Annotated in this window: 17 protein-coding genes; 3 read left to right on the top strand and 14 right to left on the bottom strand. The window is 40.5% G+C overall.

The window, feature by feature from the left end; genetic code table 11:
• Positions 1 to 239: 239 nt before the first annotated feature.
• The gene (locus IEX94_RS00235) at positions 240 to 1,313 is read right to left on the bottom strand and encodes a bifunctional 3-deoxy-7-phosphoheptulonate synthase/chorismate mutase (RefSeq protein ID WP_188855545.1); all 1,074 of its coding nucleotides are present in this window, start codon (positions 1,311 to 1,313) and stop codon (positions 240 to 242) included.
• 208 nt (positions 1,314 to 1,521) lie between these two features.
• On the opposite strand from IEX94_RS00235, the gene IEX94_RS00230 reads away from it, so the two are divergent.
• Positions 1,522 to 3,654: a cell division protein FtsA gene (locus IEX94_RS00230; RefSeq protein ID WP_188855544.1), complete on the top strand. Its 2,133-nt coding sequence runs from the start codon at positions 1,522 to 1,524 to the stop codon at positions 3,652 to 3,654.
• Between the two features lie 205 nt (positions 3,655 to 3,859).
• On the opposite strand, the gene IEX94_RS00225 is transcribed toward IEX94_RS00230, so the two are convergent.
• The 8 genes from IEX94_RS00225 to IEX94_RS00190 form a co-directional block, all read right to left on the bottom strand.
• Positions 3,860 to 4,474, bottom strand: coding sequence for a YtxH domain-containing protein (locus IEX94_RS00225; RefSeq protein WP_188855543.1), 615 nt, complete (start codon positions 4,472 to 4,474; stop codon positions 3,860 to 3,862).
• 33 nt (positions 4,475 to 4,507) lie between these two features.
• Entirely contained in the window at positions 4,508 to 4,921 is a 414-nt protein-coding gene (locus tag IEX94_RS00220) for a DUF948 domain-containing protein (RefSeq protein WP_188855542.1), read from the bottom strand.
• Between the two features lie 303 nt (positions 4,922 to 5,224).
• Positions 5,225 to 6,538, bottom strand: coding sequence for a UDP-N-acetylmuramate--L-alanine ligase (gene murC, locus IEX94_RS00215; RefSeq protein WP_188855541.1), 1,314 nt, complete (start codon positions 6,536 to 6,538; stop codon positions 5,225 to 5,227).
• A 123-nt stretch (positions 6,539 to 6,661) separates the two neighbouring features.
• The gene (locus IEX94_RS00210) at positions 6,662 to 7,771 is read right to left on the bottom strand and encodes a nicotinate phosphoribosyltransferase (protein WP_188855540.1); all 1,110 of its coding nucleotides are present in this window, start codon (positions 7,769 to 7,771) and stop codon (positions 6,662 to 6,664) included.
• Between the two features lie 65 nt (positions 7,772 to 7,836).
• The gene (locus IEX94_RS00205; protein WP_188855539.1) at positions 7,837 to 10,200 is read right to left on the bottom strand and encodes a DNA translocase FtsK; all 2,364 of its coding nucleotides are present in this window, start codon (positions 10,198 to 10,200) and stop codon (positions 7,837 to 7,839) included.
• Positions 10,201 to 10,864: 664 nt separating this feature from the next.
• Positions 10,865 to 11,467, bottom strand: a complete 603-nt coding sequence (gene ytpR, locus IEX94_RS00200) for a YtpR family tRNA-binding protein (protein ID WP_188855538.1) — start codon at positions 11,465 to 11,467, stop codon at positions 10,865 to 10,867.
• Positions 11,468 to 11,483: 16 nt separating this feature from the next.
• Complete coding sequence (locus tag IEX94_RS00195) at positions 11,484 to 12,287, bottom strand: DUF1444 domain-containing protein (RefSeq protein WP_156856730.1); 804 nt, start codon at positions 12,285 to 12,287, stop codon at positions 11,484 to 11,486.
• Between the two features lie 26 nt (positions 12,288 to 12,313).
• Positions 12,314 to 12,634: a thioredoxin family protein gene (locus tag IEX94_RS00190; RefSeq protein WP_188855537.1), complete on the bottom strand. Its 321-nt coding sequence runs from the start codon at positions 12,632 to 12,634 to the stop codon at positions 12,314 to 12,316.
• A 159-nt stretch (positions 12,635 to 12,793) separates the two neighbouring features.
• Between IEX94_RS00190 and IEX94_RS00185 the strand changes: the two genes are divergently transcribed.
• Positions 12,794 to 13,234, top strand: a complete 441-nt coding sequence (locus IEX94_RS00185; RefSeq protein ID WP_188855536.1) for a YtoQ family protein — start codon at positions 12,794 to 12,796, stop codon at positions 13,232 to 13,234.
• Between the two features lie 134 nt (positions 13,235 to 13,368).
• Here the strand turns inward: IEX94_RS00185 and IEX94_RS00180 are convergent, their stop codons facing one another.
• The 3 genes from IEX94_RS00180 to IEX94_RS00170 form a co-directional block, all read right to left on the bottom strand.
• Complete coding sequence (locus IEX94_RS00180; protein WP_188855535.1) at positions 13,369 to 13,875, bottom strand: DUF84 family protein; 507 nt, start codon at positions 13,873 to 13,875, stop codon at positions 13,369 to 13,371.
• Positions 13,876 to 13,885: 10 nt separating this feature from the next.
• The gene (locus IEX94_RS00175; protein ID WP_188855534.1) at positions 13,886 to 14,953 is read right to left on the bottom strand and encodes a M42 family metallopeptidase; all 1,068 of its coding nucleotides are present in this window, start codon (positions 14,951 to 14,953) and stop codon (positions 13,886 to 13,888) included.
• 243 nt (positions 14,954 to 15,196) lie between these two features.
• Positions 15,197 to 16,117 carry a S66 peptidase family protein gene (locus tag IEX94_RS00170; RefSeq protein ID WP_188855533.1) on the bottom strand — a complete coding sequence of 307 codons (921 nt, stop codon included), beginning with the start codon at positions 16,115 to 16,117 and terminating at the stop codon, positions 15,197 to 15,199.
• Positions 16,118 to 16,481: 364 nt separating this feature from the next.
• On the opposite strand from IEX94_RS00170, the gene IEX94_RS00165 reads away from it, so the two are divergent.
• Positions 16,482 to 16,796, top strand: a complete 315-nt coding sequence (locus IEX94_RS00165) for a PepSY domain-containing protein (protein ID WP_156856723.1) — start codon at positions 16,482 to 16,484, stop codon at positions 16,794 to 16,796.
• A gap of 13 nt (positions 16,797 to 16,809) precedes the next feature.
• On the opposite strand, the gene IEX94_RS00160 is transcribed toward IEX94_RS00165, so the two are convergent.
• Both IEX94_RS00160 and IEX94_RS00155 read right to left on the bottom strand, forming a co-directional pair.
• Entirely contained in the window at positions 16,810 to 17,676 is an 867-nt protein-coding gene (locus IEX94_RS00160) for a YtnP family quorum-quenching lactonase (protein ID WP_188855532.1), read from the bottom strand.
• Positions 17,677 to 17,771: 95 nt separating this feature from the next.
• A complete protein-coding gene (locus IEX94_RS00155; protein ID WP_188855531.1) occupies positions 17,772 to 18,674 on the bottom strand; it encodes a DUF4349 domain-containing protein in 903 nt (300 codons plus the stop codon).
• Positions 18,675 to 19,028: the final 354 nt, after the last annotated feature.

The raw sequence follows: 19,028 nt of genomic DNA, 5'->3' as shown, positions 1-19,028 counted from the left end.
CCAGTATATTCGTTCTCTTTTTTCTATCATACTCTACCATGAAAATTTTTTCAAAAATAACATGAAAATTTTCATGAAAACTTGTATATAACCTATTCTACCCAAAAAAATATGGACATAACTATTTTACCAGAAGGAAAAATAGTTATGTCCTAATCTATTCATTACATAAGAAATCAAATGATAAAGATATTCTGGATAGAATCGTTTCTAACTCTAACCACGTCCACTATGTTCCTTTATTTCAAACGGTTTTCCAGATCTGTGATTTCCTCAAAGAACTTATCAAAAGTTGGGATGTCCATTTGTTGTGCAGAGTCGGATAATGCTACTGCTGGGTCTGGGTGAACCTCAGCCATGACTCCATCTGCTCCGATTGCCAGTGCTGCTTTCGCTGTCGGTAATAATAGATCTCTTCTGCCTGTTGAATGTGTAACGTCCACTAGGATTGGCAGGTGTGTTTCTTTTTTCAGTACCGGTACTGCTGAAATATCAAGCGTGTTCCGTGTAGCTGTTTCATACGTTCTAATTCCACGTTCACAAAGAATAATATTCGCATTTCCACGGGAGATAATGTATTCCGCAGCATTAATGAATTCTTGAATTGTTGCAGATAGACCACGCTTTAAGAGAACCGGCTTGTCCACTTCCCCTGCAGCTTTTAATAATTCAAAGTTCTGCATGTTTCTTGCACCAATTTGAATAACATCGATATATTCTACCGCTTCCTCAATATGAGCCGGATTAACAATTTCACTAATCACCGCTAAATCATATTCATCAGCGACACGTTTTAATATTTGTAATCCCTCAACTCCAAGTCCTTGGAAGTCATATGGGGATGTACGTGGTTTAAATGCGCCCCCACGGAGTAATTTCAAGCCCTTTGCTTTAACCGCTTCAGCAACCTGAGCTACTTGTTCATAACTTTCAACTGCACATGGTCCAAATACATAATTTGCGGAGCCGTTTCCTATCTTCGTTCCATTAATTTCAATGACCGTATTTTCCGGTTGTTTCTTCCTTGAAACGAGTAGAGCTTTTTGATGATCATCTTTTTGCAGCTCTAGACCAGCTTTGAAGATCTCTTTAAAAATATGGTCGATTGTTGCATCTTCAAACGGGCCGGTATTATGCTTTTTAATATTATCAAGCATTTCTCTTTCACGGACCGGATCAAATTTATACATACTCTGTTTCGATTTCACCTTACCGATTTCCTGAACTAATTCAGCCCGACGGTTAATTAAATCCAAAATCTCTAAGTTCACTTCATCTAGTTGCTCTCTCAGCTGTTCCATTTGATTACTCATTCGTAAGCCCCCTGCACAGTTTTTAATAATTAGACACAATTATAGCTAAAAATCTGTTATTTGTCACTATTAATTTAGTAAAATATTAAAACGCCGGCTACTATCGGGTTTCCATCACGTTACACCTTCCTCTTGTTAGAGGTCAAGGTACTACAGTCCGTTAATGTGTGATAGATTAGTAGGGAGAGAATGATTAGAGGTGAGCATTATGGAAAATATAATTTTCGCTTTAGATATAGGGACAAGATCAGTTACAGGTGTAATTGTCAAAAAGGATGAGGATTCCATCCAGTTGATTGATTATTGCATGATCGAACATGAGGCACGCTCCATGCGGGACGGACAGATTCATGATGTCCCCGCAGTTACAGCCACGATTAAAAAAGTAAAAAAATCACTTGAGATAAGCTATGGTTCCCCTTTACATAAAGTATGTGTCGCAGCTGCTGGCCGGTCATTAAAAACGATTGAAGCAAGTGCGACAATTGATTTAACTAAATTTCCGATAAAAAATGAAGAAGACGTAAAACATTTGGAACTTGCCGCTCTCCAAGCTGCCCAAGAAAAGCTCGGGGCAAAGAAATATGCAGATAGCTATCAGAATTATCATTGCGTCGGCTACTCCTTACTATATTATAAATTAGACAAGGAACGGATTGGCTCACTAATCAAGCAAACGGGAAACGAAGCAAGTGCAGAAGTAATTGCGACTTTCCTGCCGAAAGTAGTTGTTGAGTCCTTACTCACAGCAGTCAAAATGGCAAATCTTGAAGTAGAAGCGATGACGTTGGAACCAATTGCTGCCCTTCACGTTCTCATCCCCGAGTCCATGCGCCGCTTAAATGTCGTTCTAGTAGACATTGGCGCCGGTACAAGCGATATAGCGATAACCGAGCATGGAACGGTGGTCAGCTATGGTATGGTGCCTCTTGCAGGAGATGAGATTACCGAAGCACTCAGCGACCAATATTTACTTGACTTTCCAGAAGCGGAAAAGGTAAAAAGAAAAGTTGTTTTGGAAAATGAAACAGAGATTGAAGATATTCTCGGCTTCACTTCTACCATTACCTACGATGCGTTCGTTGATCATATAAAAGATGAAATTAACCGACTCGCAACGGTGATAGCAGAAGAAATTAAAAAATTAAACGGAAAAGCCCCTCGCGCTGTTATGTTAGTAGGTGGCGGTAGTCTTACCCCAACCATCGCAAATGAAATTGCTGTAAATCTGAATTTACCACCTAACCGGGTTGCAATCCGTGGTGTGGAAGCTATCCAGCAACTGCAGCCGAATGCTGCATTTCCTAGCGGTCCTATCTTTGTAACGCCGATCGGAATTGCCATTACTGCAAAGGAACGTCCAGTCCAATACACAGAAATTATAATTAACGAAGAAACCATCCGCCTATTTGAGGTAAATGAGCAGACGATTGGTGATGCACTGATACAGGCAGGCCTTAAAATTCACAATTATTATGGAAAACCTGGCATCGCTGCAATGATAAAGGTTAACGGGAAAGAAGTTACGATTCCAGGAGGGTTCGGCGAATCACCAACCATTTATTTAAACGATAAACCGGCTACAACCGAAACCCGTATAAAGCAAATGGACGTTATTAAACTGGAAAAAGGGCGTGATGGGGATGCTGCTGCGATTACATTAGAAGAATTGATAGGGGAAACAGAGCCGATAAGGGTTAAGTTTAATGATACATTTTATTCACTCGGCACAAAATATACTGTAAATGGTAAGCCCAAATCTCCAAGCTATTATGTACAAGATAAAGACGACATTCACTGGTCGCGGCTAGAAAGCGTACAAGATTTTCTTGATTATTACGAGCTTCGTAAAGATGTTAACTTAGAGTTTCCAATCATTGTCAATCAAAAGAAAATTGATCTTCCTGTTGGAAAGACGACAATACTTGTAAACGATAAGGAAGCAACTACGGAAACAGTTTTACATGATGGAGATGAATTAAAATTTACTTCTGCTAAGACACCTACTGTAAAGGATATCTTCGAGTATCTCGGAAAGTCCGATTCCTATTCGATTCAAGTGACCTTTAACAAAGAACCTGTCTCTCTTTATAAACCTGCATATATGGTTACGAATATGGAAAAGATTTTACATAATGATAGTGAATTACATCCGTATATCCGTCTAACGATGAAAGAAAGAGAAACTCCTTCCTTCGTTTTTCAAGATGTTTTTCGACATGTTGCACTAGATTTAACACATGCGACCGGGAATTTCAAATTATATTGCAATGATGAAAGAGCTGGCTTTGATACCCCTATCCACGACCGGGATGCCTTAGCAATTGTATGGGATGATTGAACGGCAAAAAGGCTACAGCCGCTAATAAGCACTGTAGCCTTTCTTCTTTCTTTATCACGTATTAACGGACTGTAATATCCCCTTCTCTAAAAATGGCTGAAGCCCAAGATGTGAAGGGTCGGGATAAAAAACAGTCCGTAAATACCTGATTCTGTTCAACTAACATTCAGTGGAGGTAAGGATACCCCACTGAATGAGTTTCACTTTATCTCGTTGTTCCACTGCTGTTTTTATTGCTTTTCAGTTCTTTATCGCCCGTTTTCACTGATTCAGCTGCTTTATCAGCATCTTCTTCTATTTTCTTACTTACTTCTTTTGCAGTTTTTTCTACCTTTTTATCCGCTTTATTGGCAGCTTGTTCAACTTTCTTATCCGCTTTCTTTGCGGCTTGTCCCACTTTGTCTTTCGCTTCATTTAACTTATTATCCGCTTCAGAAACTGCTTTTTCCGTTTTATCTGCGGCTTGCTTTGTGACATCTTGTGTCTTCTCAGCGACTTCTTTAGTGATATCCTGCGCTTTATTTGCAGCTGTTTTTGTTAGTTCTTTAGACTTCTTTGTTAATTCCGCACTTGTATCCATTGCTTTTTGTTTGAATTCTGCACCGGTTGTATACGCTTTATCTTTCCAGTCTGATCCTTTTTCGACTGCGATATCTTTAAATTCTCCAGCACGGTTTTTTACTTGCTGAACACCCCTATTTAGATCATAACGGGTTTCTTTCCCCGATTTAGGTGCGAATAATAATGCTGTAGATGCACCGATTACTGCTCCTAGTACGACACCAATTGCAAAGTCTTTCGTATTATTGTTTTCTGCCATTGTTATTCCCTCCATATATTTGAATAAAATTAATTAATACTTACTTTCTTTTCTCTTTAGGACATATTCTAAAATAGATGCTCCCCATTTCACCGCTTCATTTGTCTTCGCTTGTTCTTCCTGCGATGCACGGGAGATACTATTCGTTAGTTGTTTTAACGAATGATCAAACTCCTTCATCGTCTCACCGATTCCCTGGGCCCCATCAACTAAACCGTCTATTTTGCTGGATTTCAGTTCAACATCATCCGCAAGCCGGTTCGTTTTATTTAGAAGTTCGGTTGTTTCATTCGTTATCCCCTTTAACTGTGTTTCGAGTCCCTGCAGTGTTGTCTTCGTATCGTTCAAAAACTCTTTCGTTACCTTTACGGTATGGATAATGTAAAACGTCAGTACCACAAGAGCTATAACTGCGATGATTATAGCAATATAAAGCATAACTTCCATTTTTTCAGCTCCTTTAACAAATAATTGCTTTTGTTTGATAGAATAGCGGTACTTGATTACTTTATACCCCAACTATCCCTAACTAAACATGAACTTATAGAAATAGTATATAACTTAATGAATGAAATTTCGAATGATACGGCGAGACACAGGGGTAAAGAGAGTCCTTCCTGCAAAAGTTCAATAATTTGAACCCTCATGAAGAAATATGTAAAAAAGCCTGCCCAAACGGCTTCCTTTCTAAGGTTACCCCAGGCAGACTTTATCTACTTCCAGCACCCTAAGCGGGCGCCGGAGCTTTGTTCATTTATTCAATACTTGTGTGTGAATTTCAGGCTTATAGGCTTCAATAAACTTCTGTATGTCGCCTGCTCCCATAAAGATCAGCACACTGTCCTTATGCTTTGTTAGAACCTCTGTATGATTAATATCTAGAAGTTCACAGTCTTCGATTAATGCCTGAAGATCGCCGATTGTTAATTGACCGGCTTCTTCCCGAGCGGACCCAAAGATTTCGCATAAATAGATAAAGTCAGCACCTTCAAGACTATCAGCAAATTCCTGCAGAAATGTCTTTGTCCGTGTAAATGTATGCGGTTGGAAGATAGCTACAATCTCTTTATCCGGATATTTCTTCTGCGCTGATTCAATTGTTGCTCTGATCTCTCTTGGGTGATGAGCATAATCATCAATAATTATTTGATCATTCACACGCTTCTCTGTAAAGCGCCGTTTCACTCCACCGAACGAACTCAAGCTCTTTACCTCTTTAGCTGGGATGCCTTCATAATGGCATAATGTAATAACCGAGAGCGCGTTTAAAATATGATGATCTCCGTACATAGGGATCGTGAATGTATCATAATAGTTACTTCTGATAAAAACATCAAAAACAGTACCTTCCTCTGATGTTTTAATATTTCTAGCTTGAAAATCATTGCCCGGTTCAAGTCCATAATAAAGAACGGGAACATTGGCGGTAATTCGCTGCAAATACTTATCATCACCGCAAGCGATAATACCTTTTTTCACTCTGTCTGCCATCTCTTGGAAGGCAGAAAAGACATCATCGACACTTGTAAAATAATCCGGGTGATCGAAATCAATATTTGTCATAATTGCATAATCTGGTTCATAGCTCAGGAAATGCCGGCGATATTCACAGGCTTCAAAGACAAAATATTCACTATCCACATGGCCTTTTCCTGTTCCATCTCCAATCAAATGAGAGATTGGAAAAGCCTCATTTAATACGTGGGCAAGTAAACCAGTCGTTGAAGTTTTACCATGGGAACCTGTAATTGCAATACTCCGGAATTTCTTCAGCCAATCGCCGAGAAAATCGTGATATCGATAAAATTTACAGCCTAAACGTTTTGCTTCTTCAATTTCTTCATGGTCATCGGGGAATGCGTTCCCTGCAATAATTGTATATTCCGCTTTAATATTATCTTTAGAAAACGGGAGAATTGGAATGTTTTTTTCAAGTAAAGCTTCTTCCGTGAAAAAATGTTTTCCCACATCCGAGCCTTGAACGGTCTCACCGGAGTCGTAGAGAATTTGTGCGAGTGCACTCATTCCAGTTCCCTTTATACCAATAAGATGGTAAGTTGTCATAAAAAGAACCTCCACATGTACAAAAAAGGATTTGTCTTACTGTTTGTGATAGATTATCACACAATAGCTTATTATAGCAAACAATCAAGGACATGAAAATAATCCTTTCAGCCCACCTTGTTTCTATACGTTTTTATATTCCACTACCTCGAGCCGTGGATTCGGACGAAATCTACGTCCTTCCTTCGCTTCCGGTGAACCATTCAATAGGACGAGATCCCCTGTGAACCCGATATTATGCCGTAATAAGCTTCTTCCTACGCCATACATATCAACCGGGACGCCAGCTTCTTCAAAATCTTTAATACGTTCTTCCGTAAAGCCGCCGGATACCATAATTTTCACATGCTGGAATCCTTCATCATCAAGCGCTTTCCGTAAAGCAAATAATAGCTCTGGATTAACCCCACGTGGGTCGAATGTTCCAAGTAAATGATGATTTCTTAGGAAATATTTATCCACTAACGTACGGGAAGTATCAAGACGGACAGAGCTCAATTTATCGCCGAAACGCTTTGCTACTTTTAATGAATCGGTAATGACATCATTATTATAATCGACAAGTGCGGATAATTCATCGCCAGGGAATACTTCGTGATATGCTTCAGCCGCTGCCACGACATCGCCGCGGAACATCTGGATGAGTGCGTGCGGCATTGTCCCCATACCTTCTTTCCCCCACCATTCGTTCATTGCATGGGTTGCCTGTGCAGTGGAACCGCCAATAAATGCTGCATATCCGTCTCCTGCTTGAGTCGTATAATGGTCATCCCTGTCCCCCATGAAAATGACAGGCTTAGGCTTTTCAGTTATGCTCGCTGCTTTTACCACATTGTATACATTCGTTGCGACAGATGTTCTTCTCGCAAGAATTCCATCAATAATCCCTTCTAAATAGCCGAATTGCTGATAAGCGCCTGATATCGTAAGAACCGTCTCATACGGACTGATCCGGTCTCCGTCTTTCAATGATTTGATTTCTAGTGTTTCTGGATTATCCGCGAACGAATGAAGTAAAGCAATCACTTCATCCGTACCGCAAAGAACTGCATCATCTTTTTGAAAAAATTGCATCGTTACATGATTATTAGGGATTTTCTCTTCGGCAATCTTTTTCGTTTTTAAAAAATATACTGCAGAAAACCAGCCTTCCCCAATACGTTCATCAAATTTAAATGTTTTATTTGTTAAACGGTCAATCTCACCTGCAAGCTTTCGATCGATTTCTTTCATCATTTTTCTCCTTATTATTTATCCTATTAACAATATGATATAAAAATATTGCAATTGAAACAAATTTAATCGCTTATTCGGGCAGCGGCTTCCGACACGAGGACCTCTCTCGGCTTACTTCCATTTTGCCCAGATATAATACCACGCGCTTCCAACGTATCAATTAACCTTGCCGCCCGGTTATAGCCGATTTTGAAATGGCGCTGAAACATGGAGGTGCTTGCTGATTGTTGATGGACGACAAACTGAATTGCATCTTCAAGCAGCTCGTCCTCATCTTCTTCCATATGAATTTGTTCCAGTAGCTCCTCTTGCTCAAACAAATAGTCCGGTTCGGCAAGATCTCTTGCAAAGGCTGTAACTCTTTCAATTTCTTCGTCAGATACAAATGGACCCTGTAATCGGACACTTTTTCCTGTGCCGTTCTCCATGAACAACATATCACCTTTACCTAGGAGCTTCTCTGCCCCACTCGCGTCAAGGATTGTACGGGAGTCCACTTGCGAAGATACACTAAAGGCAATCCGAGTTGGAATATTTGCTTTAATGAGTCCCGTTATAACATCAACAGATGGTCTCTGGGTAGCAAGTAAAAGATGAATTCCGCAAGCCCGTGCTTTTTGTGCAATTCTACTGATGGCATTCTCCACATCCTGTGGTGACATCATCATTAAGTCAGCCAATTCATCAATGACGATGAGGATATATGGCATTTTTTCATTCTTTCTATGTTCGCTCATTACTTTCCGGTTGAACCGCTCAATGTCTCTAACGCCTTCTTCCACGAAACGTTCATAACGTTCTTCCATTTCATTAACTGCCCACTTCAAGCTCTGTGTCGCTGCTTTTACATCGGTAATAACTGGTGAGACAAGGTGCGGCACACCGTTATATGGCGCTAGCTCCACCATTTTCGGGTCGATCAAGAGCAATTTCACATCTTCATGACTCGCTTTATATAAAACACTGATAAGGATTGTGTTAATGCACACGCTCTTCCCTGATCCGGTTGCACCAGCTATTAGGCCATGCGGCATTTTTTGGATATTTGTAATTTTAGGTTTACCTTCAATCGTTAGACCCAATGCAGTTGTAAGTGGAGATTTGCTCTGTTTAAACTCTTCCGTCTCCACAATTTCTTGCAGTCCAACCATTTGCGCTGTTGGGTTCGGTACTTCGATTCCAACTGTATTTTTCCCCGGAATCGGTGCTTCAATCCGGATATCTTTAGCAGACATATTTAATTTTAAATCATCGCTTAAGTTTCTAATTTTACTTACCTTTACACCTAATTCTGGTTGCACTTCAAATCTTGTAACAGATGGGCCTTGTGTTGCGTGAACAACCCGTGCACCAACGTTAAAATGTTTCAGTGTCTGTTCAAGCAAGTTCTGCTGTTCTTCAATCCACGGATCATTTGCATAATCTTCTTCTTGTGGGTCATTTAAAAGATGTAGCGGAATATGAATATCTTTTGCTGGTTGTTCCACTTCTGATTGATCCACTTCCGACTGTATTGCCACTGGTTTTACAGACTCGTTCTCCGGTTTTCTTTCTGGGCGCTCTTTGTGCCGCTCTAATCCCCGCATCCTCACCCTCTCGTTCCGCTCCATTTTCGCTTTATCGAGTGGTGTCATGACAACGTTAAACGGTACTTCTCGTTCATTCCCCTGTTTTCTTTCGCTTCTCTTTCTGTTCTTTTCAGGTTGAGACGCTTTTTTATGTACCTGGTTTTCTGTTGTTTCTTCCTGCGCCAATTGTTGGATTGTTTTAATTTCTTCTATTTCCGGTTTTTCTTCTGTTGCTAATTTTTCTTCTGTTTCTAGTTTTTCTTCTGTTTTTATTGGTTGCTCCGTCTCTCCTGTCGCTAACTCGATTATTGCTGCCGTTTCCTGTTCCGGCTTAATCGTTTCACTAATCAGTAGTTCTTCTTGTTTTTGTTCTATTTGTTCTATTTGTTCTATTTGTTCTTCTATTTGTTCTTCTATTTGGACTTCCGATCGCTCTTCTTTTTTAGCTTTCTTCCGAGCATAAGCGGGCACATTTTCGACTTCATTATCCCTTTTTTGAAAACCATATATTGGAGAAGGGACATCTGATGCTTGAAATGGCGGTGCATTTTCATCTTTATATACTTTTCTAACTGGAGTTGGACTGGATATTTTCTTTTCTTTTTTCGGCTGGGCCGGTTGCACAGATTCTTGATTTCTTCTTACATATGCAGGTTTATATTCATCTTTCTCCCGTTTTTCCATTGGATCTGGAATTACTGGAAACCGGAAAGGTCGATTCTCTGGATACTTATAAGTCATTCTCGCTTTTATTTCCTGATGATTCTGTTGAGGTAGTTCCGAATCCTCTATTTCAATTTCTTCCTCTACTTCAGTCAGGAAAAAGTTTTTCATTTTATCTAACCAATGCTTTAACATTTCATTCACTCATTTCTTTTTCAATCCATGTTACTTTTCCATTTTACCAGTTTTTTAGAGTTGGATGTAGTTTTATTGAAATTATATTATAAATAACTCCACTTTTCAGCGTCTGAAGCAGCTAAGTGTACCTCTGTCATGAGAAGCGCGGATTGCTTTCATTCAGCGTAAGTGTTTTGCACATTCACTAATTTTGGCGTTCTCATCACCGCTCATTTGCCCAGCGGACGGATGCTTTCCACGGGCACGGCCTCAGCCTCCTCGGAAGAAGTTCGCTTCCTGCGGGGTCTTCGGACTCGTGCTTTTCCCGTAGGAGTCACCGTCCGCTGGGCAAATGAACTGGTAAAGAGCGTTATTATTATTGGAAACTATCCCATCATGATGAGAGTTCTATTTCTAAAATAATAAGTAGGGTTCCAAATTTAGCTTTCCCTCGGAGCAGTCCAGACACCTCGAGACTCCTGCGGGAGGAAAGGCCTGGCGAGACCCCGCAGCGCGATAGCGCGAGGAGGCTTGCCGGCCGCCCGCGGAAAGCGAGAGGTGTCTGGACTGCGGACCTCCAGAAGTAAGTTGCACACAGTTACGCTGAATGAAAGTAATTAGCAGTTTATATTTTGAGGTAATTAAAAACACACCCTATTAGAAAATAGCGTGTGCCTCTTTTTTAAACGGTAAATTCTTCACCAATTTGATAGCTGTCGTCTAGTACGTATATTCCTTTTTCTTCCGGTGCATTGGGGATAGCCAATTCTTTCTGGGAACATATCATTCCGTTTGATGGAACTCCACGAAGTTCAGATGGTTTAATGCGTAGACCGCTTGGCATCGTTGCTCCTACTTTCGCAACAACAACTTTTTGGCCAACATCGACATTTGGTGCACCACAAACGATTTGCAATACCTCCCCACCAACATCAACCTTACAAACACTTAACTTGTCTGCATTCTCATGAGGTAATTTTTCCTCGACATAGCCGACGACAAATTTCGGGCTTAGATCAAAGTCAAGCTCATCATCGAGATTATTGGCTTTAAACAGGTCTTTAATTTCTCCAAGTAATGCTTCCGTTAATTTAATTGCACCTGTTTCAGTTAGTGCAAATTTTTCCGAAGCGCGGTAAATGTTGTAGCCGAGCACTTCCTGATCTTTTCCAAGTACTCGGACAATATCTCCGTTTGTTCCATATGTCCATTCGTAACGATTGCCATCTTTTAGCGGGATGAGGAGTACATCCCCAATTCCATTTGGATTATAAAATACGTTCATCTATTTCGTCCTTTCTCTATTTCTCTGGGCGGTTTTTCGCGAGGATAAAGATTGGCTCTAATCTTTTATCTTCGTAAATAAACGGTAACGAAGTAATAGGGATGCGCCCCTCCGAGAAATATTTCATTGTAAGCTGAGCTAAAATATCATAACCAGTCTCATTCTGAATATCTGCAATAATCAATACATCCTGATGCGGGGTTGCAACGGTCATATCACCTTTCATATTTGCTTTCATCTCTTCCAGAAATGCTTCATTCAATATTCTGGTTGCATCATATCCATCTTGAGTTGCAATAAAGTAAAAATCATTCCCAGCTACTTTATCCGTTTTATAATCGGTTGAAAGAGAGCGGGCATTAAACATTGCGATTTCTTCTAGATGCTTCCCAGTCCACTCTGCTTCCTGAAGCAAATCTTCATCAATTAATCGGTATGATTTCCCTTCATCAAGTGCATAGAATATTCTCGTTTCCGCGGTATGATCTTTGTGGATCAGTTTTTTTTCAGCTTTTGTTTTAGTCGGGAATGATGTCGAGCGAATCACAGGATAGATATACTTCTCCATTCCTGTCAATTCAACATGTTCATTCATCATTCTTAGCGCTTCCTCAATATGTTCAACAACTTCATCAATTACTGTTTCACCGCGCGTATTATATTTTACAATGATATTTGGAAGCGTCAAGGTTAAGCCTTGCTTCGTTTCCTTCCACTCGATACGGAGTGTGTCCTCTTTACGATTAAATCTAAAATGATATTTATCATTTGACAGACGCTCTTTCAATATGTCCCGCATGCGGGTACTTGTCATTTTCATCGATGGTACCTCCTTACAAACTTAATCTACACTTTCGCAAAGCCATCGATAAACGAAATGATTTCTTCCTTTGTCTTCCGGTCTTTACTGACAAATCGGCCTACTTCTAACCCTTTTTCATAAGCAACAAAGCTAGGGATACCGTAAATTTCATTTTCTTGTGCCAGTTCCATAAATTCGTCTCGATTCACTTCAACTAAAGTGTACTCAGGATATTTATCTTCTATTTCTGGTAAGATTGGTTCAATGAAGCGACAGTCTGGACACCAGCCAGCTGTGAAAAGAAAAATTGCTTTTTCATTATTTTTGAGTTCGTTAAATTCTTTTACAGATTGCAATGGCCTCATTTTCAATCATCTCCTTCTTTCTATCATAGCTTTCCTTCCCGTCTGTTTCAATTCACACGCCCTGATTTAACGAATTTTGAAATGCTCATGTAAATAATTTGCAATTATTATACAATTCGTTAGTATGAAAGTGGAGTCATATTATTTGGAGGTGCTGAAATGGAACTAACTGTTTATCTAGCTGGTGAAATTCACTCAGACTGGCGAGATCAATTAAAAGCAAAAGCAAAGGAAAAGAATTTACCGTTAACCTTTGTCGGACCACAGACGAATCATGACCTTTCAGATGATATTGGAGAAAAGATTCTAGGGAAGCAGCCTGGCAATTATTACCGGGATGATGCAGCTTCTGCTGTGAATAATTTAAGAACACAGGTGCTTATGCAGAAAGCTGATGTCGTTATTGCGCTGTTTGGTGAGAAATACAGACAGTGGAATACGGCGATGGATGCCTCCGCGGCAATTACATTGAATAAACCGACGATTCTTGTTCGACCGGAAGAGTTTATTCACCCATTGAAAGAGCTATCCAACAAAGCGAATATTACAGTTGAAACGATTGATCAAGCATTAGATGTATTAGCCTATATCTATGAATGAAAAGAGGAGCGCCCAGAGTGGCACTCCTCTTTTCATTCCTCTAGGAAACTATAAAATAACAATGCTCTTAATAAATTTCGAGTGGGTAGCTGACTAAGCTTTTATGAGTCATCTTCTTGCGCCTTTGTTATTCTCTAACTTTTTGACCAATATTCCAATTGCCCTCTTAGTGCTTGGGTAATGTGGGTGAACATCATACCGCGGTCGATTAGATTGTTGGTGAAGATGCCAATTGCTCCTTCGTTCGAGCGGACATTTTCCCTTTCAGCATACACTTCCATGATGTCTCCTAGCTCTTTTCCTTCTTCTAACTCTGGTAAAAATTCATTCGGCAAAGCGATTCGCGCTCCAGCTGCGGTATAAATTAGATCTGTTGAAACAGCAAGTGCGCCCCAATTCGTTACATAGAGACAATCATCAACGAGCATGACTCCACCCTCAAGACCGACACCAACATCCGCTTCTTTCATGTTAAGTGATTGAAGTGCACGATTGATTGCACCTTGTCTCGTTTCTTCATCAGTACGTGGTTGCGGGGAAACACCAGACGAGACTTCCATTCCCCGGACAGTGTAATCTGTGAAAACCGCTTCACATGCACGGATTTTCGTTGGGTTTTTAGAACCGATTATTAATTTCATTCCTTACTCCTCAGCTATTATTTTTAATTGTATCAACTGTCGTTTGATCAGTAGCTTTTACCAATTTCACGAGCAATTCTTTCGCCGCTGCATAATCATCAACATGAATAATGGAAGCTGACGTATGGATGTATCGTGAGCAGATACCAATCACCGCACTTGGTACGCCGTTATTCGATAGATGGATTCGTCCTGCATCTGTTCCACCTTGAGATATAAAATATTGATACGGGATATCATTCGTTTCTGCTGTATCAAGTACAAATTCACGCATGCCCCGATGTGTGATCATCGTCCGGTCGAATATTCGCACCAAGGCCCCTTTCCCAAGCTGACCAAACGCTTTTTTATCCCCTGAAGCATCATTCGCAGGTGAGGCATCAAGAACATAAGCGATATCCGGCTGAATCATATTAGATGCAGTCTGAGCCCCGCGAAGTCCAACCTCCTCTTGAACGGTTGCTCCGGAATATAAAGTGTTCGGTAACGATTCATCCTTTAATTCTTTTAATAATTCGATGGATAATCCGCAGCCATAGCGGTTGTCCCAAGCTTTAGCAAGAATTTTCTTTTCATTTGCCATCGGTTGGAATGGGGTAACAGGAACGATTGAATCTCCTGGCTTCACACCAATTCTTTTCGCATCATCCCGGTTATCTGCCCCAATATCAATAAGCATATTTTTAATTTCCATCGGTTTCTTTCGCTGGGCTTCCGTAAGCAGATGGGGCGGAATCGATGAAATAACACCAATCACAGGACCGTTTTCTGTCATTACTTGAACACGCTGGGCTAACATGACTTGATTCCACCAGCCGCCCAATGGCTGAAAGCGAATCATTCCGTTATCCGTTATTTGGGTAACCATAAAGCCAACTTCATCCATATGTCCGGCAATCATGATGCGGGGGCCTTCTCCTTTTTTTACACCGAAGATGCTTCCGAGATTATCTTGCACAACCTCATCTGCATATTTCTCTAATTCCTTCTTCATGAAAGCCCGGACAGCATGTTCATTCCCCGGAGCTCCCTGTAATTCTGTTAAATTTTTAAAAAGTTCTAAGGTTTCCTGATTCATGTTTAAACTCCTTTTATATATATTCTATTTTCCCTATGTCTTTTCAGTATACCGGATAAAGGAAACGACTTTCCACTTATACATTTAATTAGCGGGCTAAGAATTGAAAAAAATGGATATATGTCGCCGCAACATATATTGGAACAGCTATCAGCACTTTGTACGTTTTACTTATTAAACGCGAAACCCGAACGATAGAACGGGACGACAGGAGTCGGTACAAGTACCGTTCCTACGTCCCAATCAACTTACGGTCGGTTCAAGTACCGTTAATGTATTATTCGTTGTATTTAAATTTGCTATAGCTCCAATTGGAATTGCGGCTTTATACGTTCCGTGTGCGGTGGTAAGGTTGGTCATAAGTGGCTTGCCAAAGGAAGTCATAAAGGTATTAATCAAATCATTGTAAGTCGTGTTATATGCGGCGGGACAATTTGTACATTCTCCCATGATGATGCCAATGCAATCGTCAAATTTTCCGGCTAACTTTAAATGATTCAGATATCTATAAACCGTATTAATTGATTCATGGGTTTCTTCAATAAGGAGTATACTTTCTTTTGTATCGATTTCGTAAGGGGTTCCGAGGTTATCAACAAAAGAGGCCAGGTTGCCCCCGACAATTGGACCGGTTACATTACCCTGGACCGTACTCACAGTTGGAATGCCCGGTGGATTTTGTATTTGTCTTGGTGAAGTTAATGTAGACGTAGCAGTAAAAAATTGATTGACGTTGTAGGCTGGACCTCCCGATACGAAATCAATGAGCATTAAACTTTGGAATGTGATCAAATCGGCGTATTGGTATAGGACATTTAATAATATCGTTATGTCGCTATAACCCGATACAATTTTCGGATTGCTTGTGATCACAGAATAGTCAAGGTAAGGAAGAATGCCCGCTACTCCCACGCCACCTCTAGTAGGAAGGATCATTTTTACCTGGTCATTTTCAAACATGCTCATCAAGTCCGAGGCACGTTGTTGATCTGTTCCTGCAAGAACCCCATTTTGAGAATAGACATATTTTCCTAGGATCACATTAAATCCCATATTTTGTAACGTTTCTATTCCGGCGTTAATAATACTTGCATCTAACGGACTGCCCAAGGTAACGATTCCGATGGTATCCCCTTGTTGTAAAATCGGTGGTTTTATCGCCATAGCTCCTCCCCCTTCATGTTCGCCTTTGCACTATTATTAATTTATGTGAGTTTGTTAAATGAAATGCAAGGGAAAAGGCACAAGCGCCCTTACAGTATGTTGCGCGATTCGTTTCACAACGCCTGGAGCAAAAGCGGCTCGAAATCTTGTCATGGATGACTCAAAAAGATGGCAAGGGGGGTTCTATCTCATGTCTTTATTCACAAGCATCGTACATTTTATGTATTTATTTAAACTTTAGCAGGCTGACCTAACTAGTTTTTTTACTCCTTAGTAAACTAAGATGGAATTTTAAATTTCCAAGTAACTAAGGTATAATTAAAAGAAGATGAATGTCTATTTCATTAATGAGAGGTGGAACAAGTTGAAAAAAAGAAATCTTTTACTTGCTGCAAGTATCGGGTTCGCGGTAGGTTATCTATTGAAGAGCCAATTGGATACGAAGCAGAAAGTGACGCCAGAGAAAGCTTTAAGTAATGCGAAGGAAGCTTTTAAACAAAACGGACCAATCAGCGGATCATGGATTTATATGAAACCTGAAGAAGTGGAGAAAAATGGCCTGGTGTATCAAGCCTATCGCGGCGGAATTACGCGAAATATCGATGGGGAAAGTAAACAGTACGAATTCTATGTTGATGTAGAAACAGGCGGTATCATTGCGACGACTGAAACCGCTTAAAGATGAGCGCTTCTTAATTGAAGCGCTCTCCTTTCAATACTCGTGCCCTCTCAACCGCGTCAATCCGTTCAGCTCTTTCATTAAAGCGGATCGCTCGGTAATAAGCGTCATGATAAAATGTATACCATGCCTGTCTATTGTACCCGTATTCCATCCACTCCTGTTTTTCGTGGACCGATGTCACCGGGTAATCGTCGTAGGCCAGCGCCCAAAGCTTATTTTCATGTGCATTCGTTGGCATTAAATCTCCCATATGAATGAAACAGTCTTCTCCATCTTCAAAAACAATAATGGCATGTCCTTCACTGTGTCCTCCTGTATGGATCATCCGCAGTCCTTTTGCAACTTCCAGTTCATCTGCGAAAGTCTCTACTTGATGTTCAATCGGTCGCCAATTCCTCTCCCAGTATGTATTAACAGAACGAATATTGGGGTGACGCATTTCCTCCCATTCAATTGCCGTCGTATAAATAATCGCATTGGGAAAAATTGTTTCATACCCTTCTTTTCCTTTTTTTGACAAGCCACTTGCATGATCGAAATGTAAATGAGTCATTAATATACCGTCAATGGCAGTTGGCTCCACTCCAAGTTCACTTAATGATTCTTCTACAAAAGAAAGTTCACTTGCTCCAAAGTTACGAATCTGCTTCTCTGACAGTTTATCTATTCCGAGGCCAGAATCTATGAGATAATTCCTCCCATCCAATTGGAGCAAAATCGGATCGGTCCTTAATTCTATCAAGTTCTTCTCGTCAGTCGGGTACTTTCTTGCCCATAAAGCTTTCGGCACTACACCGAACATGGCACCGCCATCCAAATGATTCACACCACCACGTAACCAAGTCAATTCTGCCCTGCCAACCTGTAATTTTTCCATCCTTTTCCCCCTCTTGCTCTCATTTACTACTAGTTTATCACCCATACTCGGATAAGCAAACTGGGACAGAGGGTCAGACACCCCCGTCCCACTACTTATTTGTTTTTCTTTTGTTTTCTCCAGATGAAAAAACCGCTCAGGGCAAGCACTCCAATAATTGCTAATACTGGCAAGTTACCGATGATGAGTATGCTTAGTTTAGATAGGGTGGTAATGATGGAATTAATGCTTTTCATAAACTGTTGTTTCGTTTCTTGCCATGTGTTCAAGTCATCATTGACATTTGTAAGTGTTACATTACGCTCACGAATTGATATCGTTATCGTTGAAAAATCCGTTTTATCCTGAAGATAATTCATCCGGCCGACAATCATTTCAATCTCTTCTTGCACCTGTGCTAAATCATTTGAGATTTTTAATAAGTCCTCTGTTTCTTCCGCGCCCGCTAAAAAATCCAGTAATCTTTCTTCCACTTGTTCTTTCGATTTCAGGCGGGACTCCAGGTCAACAAATTCCTCTGTAACATCCTCGCCAGAAACATAATGATCCAGCACCTTTGTACTTCCCTCCTCGATAAAATCTAGGAATGGATGGAAATCTTCTTGTGGAATACGAATGGTCATCTGACCACTTTTCAAATCTTCTGCTTGCTCATTATATAATGTCGACTCAAGCACGTAGCCACCAATCCTTGCAGCTTCTTTTTGAACTTGATTAGAAAATGCTGTGAAATCATCCGTTTCAACATTTATATCTGCCGTATAAATAACTTTACGATTTGATTCAGCACTATCCACTTCAACATCTTCCACTGAGTTTTCCGTTTCCGCATCTTGACCCTCTTCCCCATCAGAAACTTGCAGTTCACTCTCTTCCACTCCGTAGCTTTCCGTATCATAAGCAATATCGGCCGTCCCCTCGGCAGTGCCATCCGCCTCTTCACCAGTACAAGCTGCAAGCAATAGACTGAACACCAATATACTTATATATTTCTTCACTTGAACTTAGCCCCTTTCTTTCCTTCTTACTACATTGGACGTCCGTCACATACAAAAGTTTCTTAATTAAAAGATTTTTTCGTGTAGCCTTCTTTATCACAATCTGGTATGATAGGTTTTGTAACTTTACATCGAAAATATGAGAAATTCGGAAAACTATGTGATTTTCTTCACATAATTTAGCGCTAATTCACTTCGTATTAACCTGAACAAAGGCACAGAGCGGACGTGACTAGTCCTAGAAACGGTCTGTAATACCCCCATCCCTAAACATGAGGGAAGACCAATATGTGAAGGTGGGGGATATACAGTCCGTAAATACCTGATTCGGTTTAACTAACATTCAGTGGGGAG

Source organism: Oceanobacillus indicireducens (assembly GCF_014647195.1).
Lineage (GTDB): Bacteria > Bacillota > Bacilli > Bacillales > Amphibacillaceae > Oceanobacillus > Oceanobacillus indicireducens.
The sequence above is the reverse complement of the archived record's forward strand: the minus strand, read 5'-3'. Positions and strand labels throughout refer to the sequence as shown.

Bases quoted from the DNA above. Each gene is read 5' to 3' on its own strand.
- IEX94_RS00235 (WP_188855545.1), bottom strand. From the start codon at position 1,313: ATGAGTAATCAAATGGAACAGCTGAGAGAGCAACTAGATGAAGTGAAC.
- IEX94_RS00230 (WP_188855544.1), top strand. From the start codon at position 1,522: ATGGAAAATATAATTTTCGCTTTAGATATAGGGACAAGATCAGTTACA.
- IEX94_RS00225 (WP_188855543.1), bottom strand. From the start codon at position 4,474: ATGGCAGAAAACAATAATACGAAAGACTTTGCAATTGGTGTCGTACTA.
- IEX94_RS00220 (WP_188855542.1), bottom strand. From the start codon at position 4,921: ATGGAAGTTATGCTTTATATTGCTATAATCATCGCAGTTATAGCTCTT.
- murC (WP_188855541.1), bottom strand. From the start codon at position 6,538: ATGACAACTTACCATCTTATTGGTATAAAGGGAACTGGAATGAGTGCA.
- IEX94_RS00210 (WP_188855540.1), bottom strand. From the start codon at position 7,771: ATGAAAGAAATCGATCGAAAGCTTGCAGGTGAGATTGACCGTTTAACA.
- IEX94_RS00205 (WP_188855539.1), bottom strand. From the start codon at position 10,200: ATGTTAAAGCATTGGTTAGATAAAATGAAAAACTTTTTCCTGACTGAA.
- ytpR (WP_188855538.1), bottom strand. From the start codon at position 11,467: ATGAACGTATTTTATAATCCAAATGGAATTGGGGATGTACTCCTCATC.
- IEX94_RS00195 (WP_156856730.1), bottom strand. From the start codon at position 12,287: ATGAAAATGACAAGTACCCGCATGCGGGACATATTGAAAGAGCGTCTG.
- IEX94_RS00190 (WP_188855537.1), bottom strand. From the start codon at position 12,634: ATGAGGCCATTGCAATCTGTAAAAGAATTTAACGAACTCAAAAATAAT.
- IEX94_RS00185 (WP_188855536.1), top strand. From the start codon at position 12,794: ATGGAACTAACTGTTTATCTAGCTGGTGAAATTCACTCAGACTGGCGA.
- IEX94_RS00180 (WP_188855535.1), bottom strand. From the start codon at position 13,875: ATGAAATTAATAATCGGTTCTAAAAACCCAACGAAAATCCGTGCATGT.
- IEX94_RS00175 (WP_188855534.1), bottom strand. From the start codon at position 14,953: ATGAATCAGGAAACCTTAGAACTTTTTAAAAATTTAACAGAATTACAG.
- IEX94_RS00170 (WP_188855533.1), bottom strand. From the start codon at position 16,117: ATGGCGATAAAACCACCGATTTTACAACAAGGGGATACCATCGGAATC.
- IEX94_RS00160 (WP_188855532.1), bottom strand. From the start codon at position 17,676: ATGGAAAAATTACAGGTTGGCAGGGCAGAATTGACTTGGTTACGTGGT.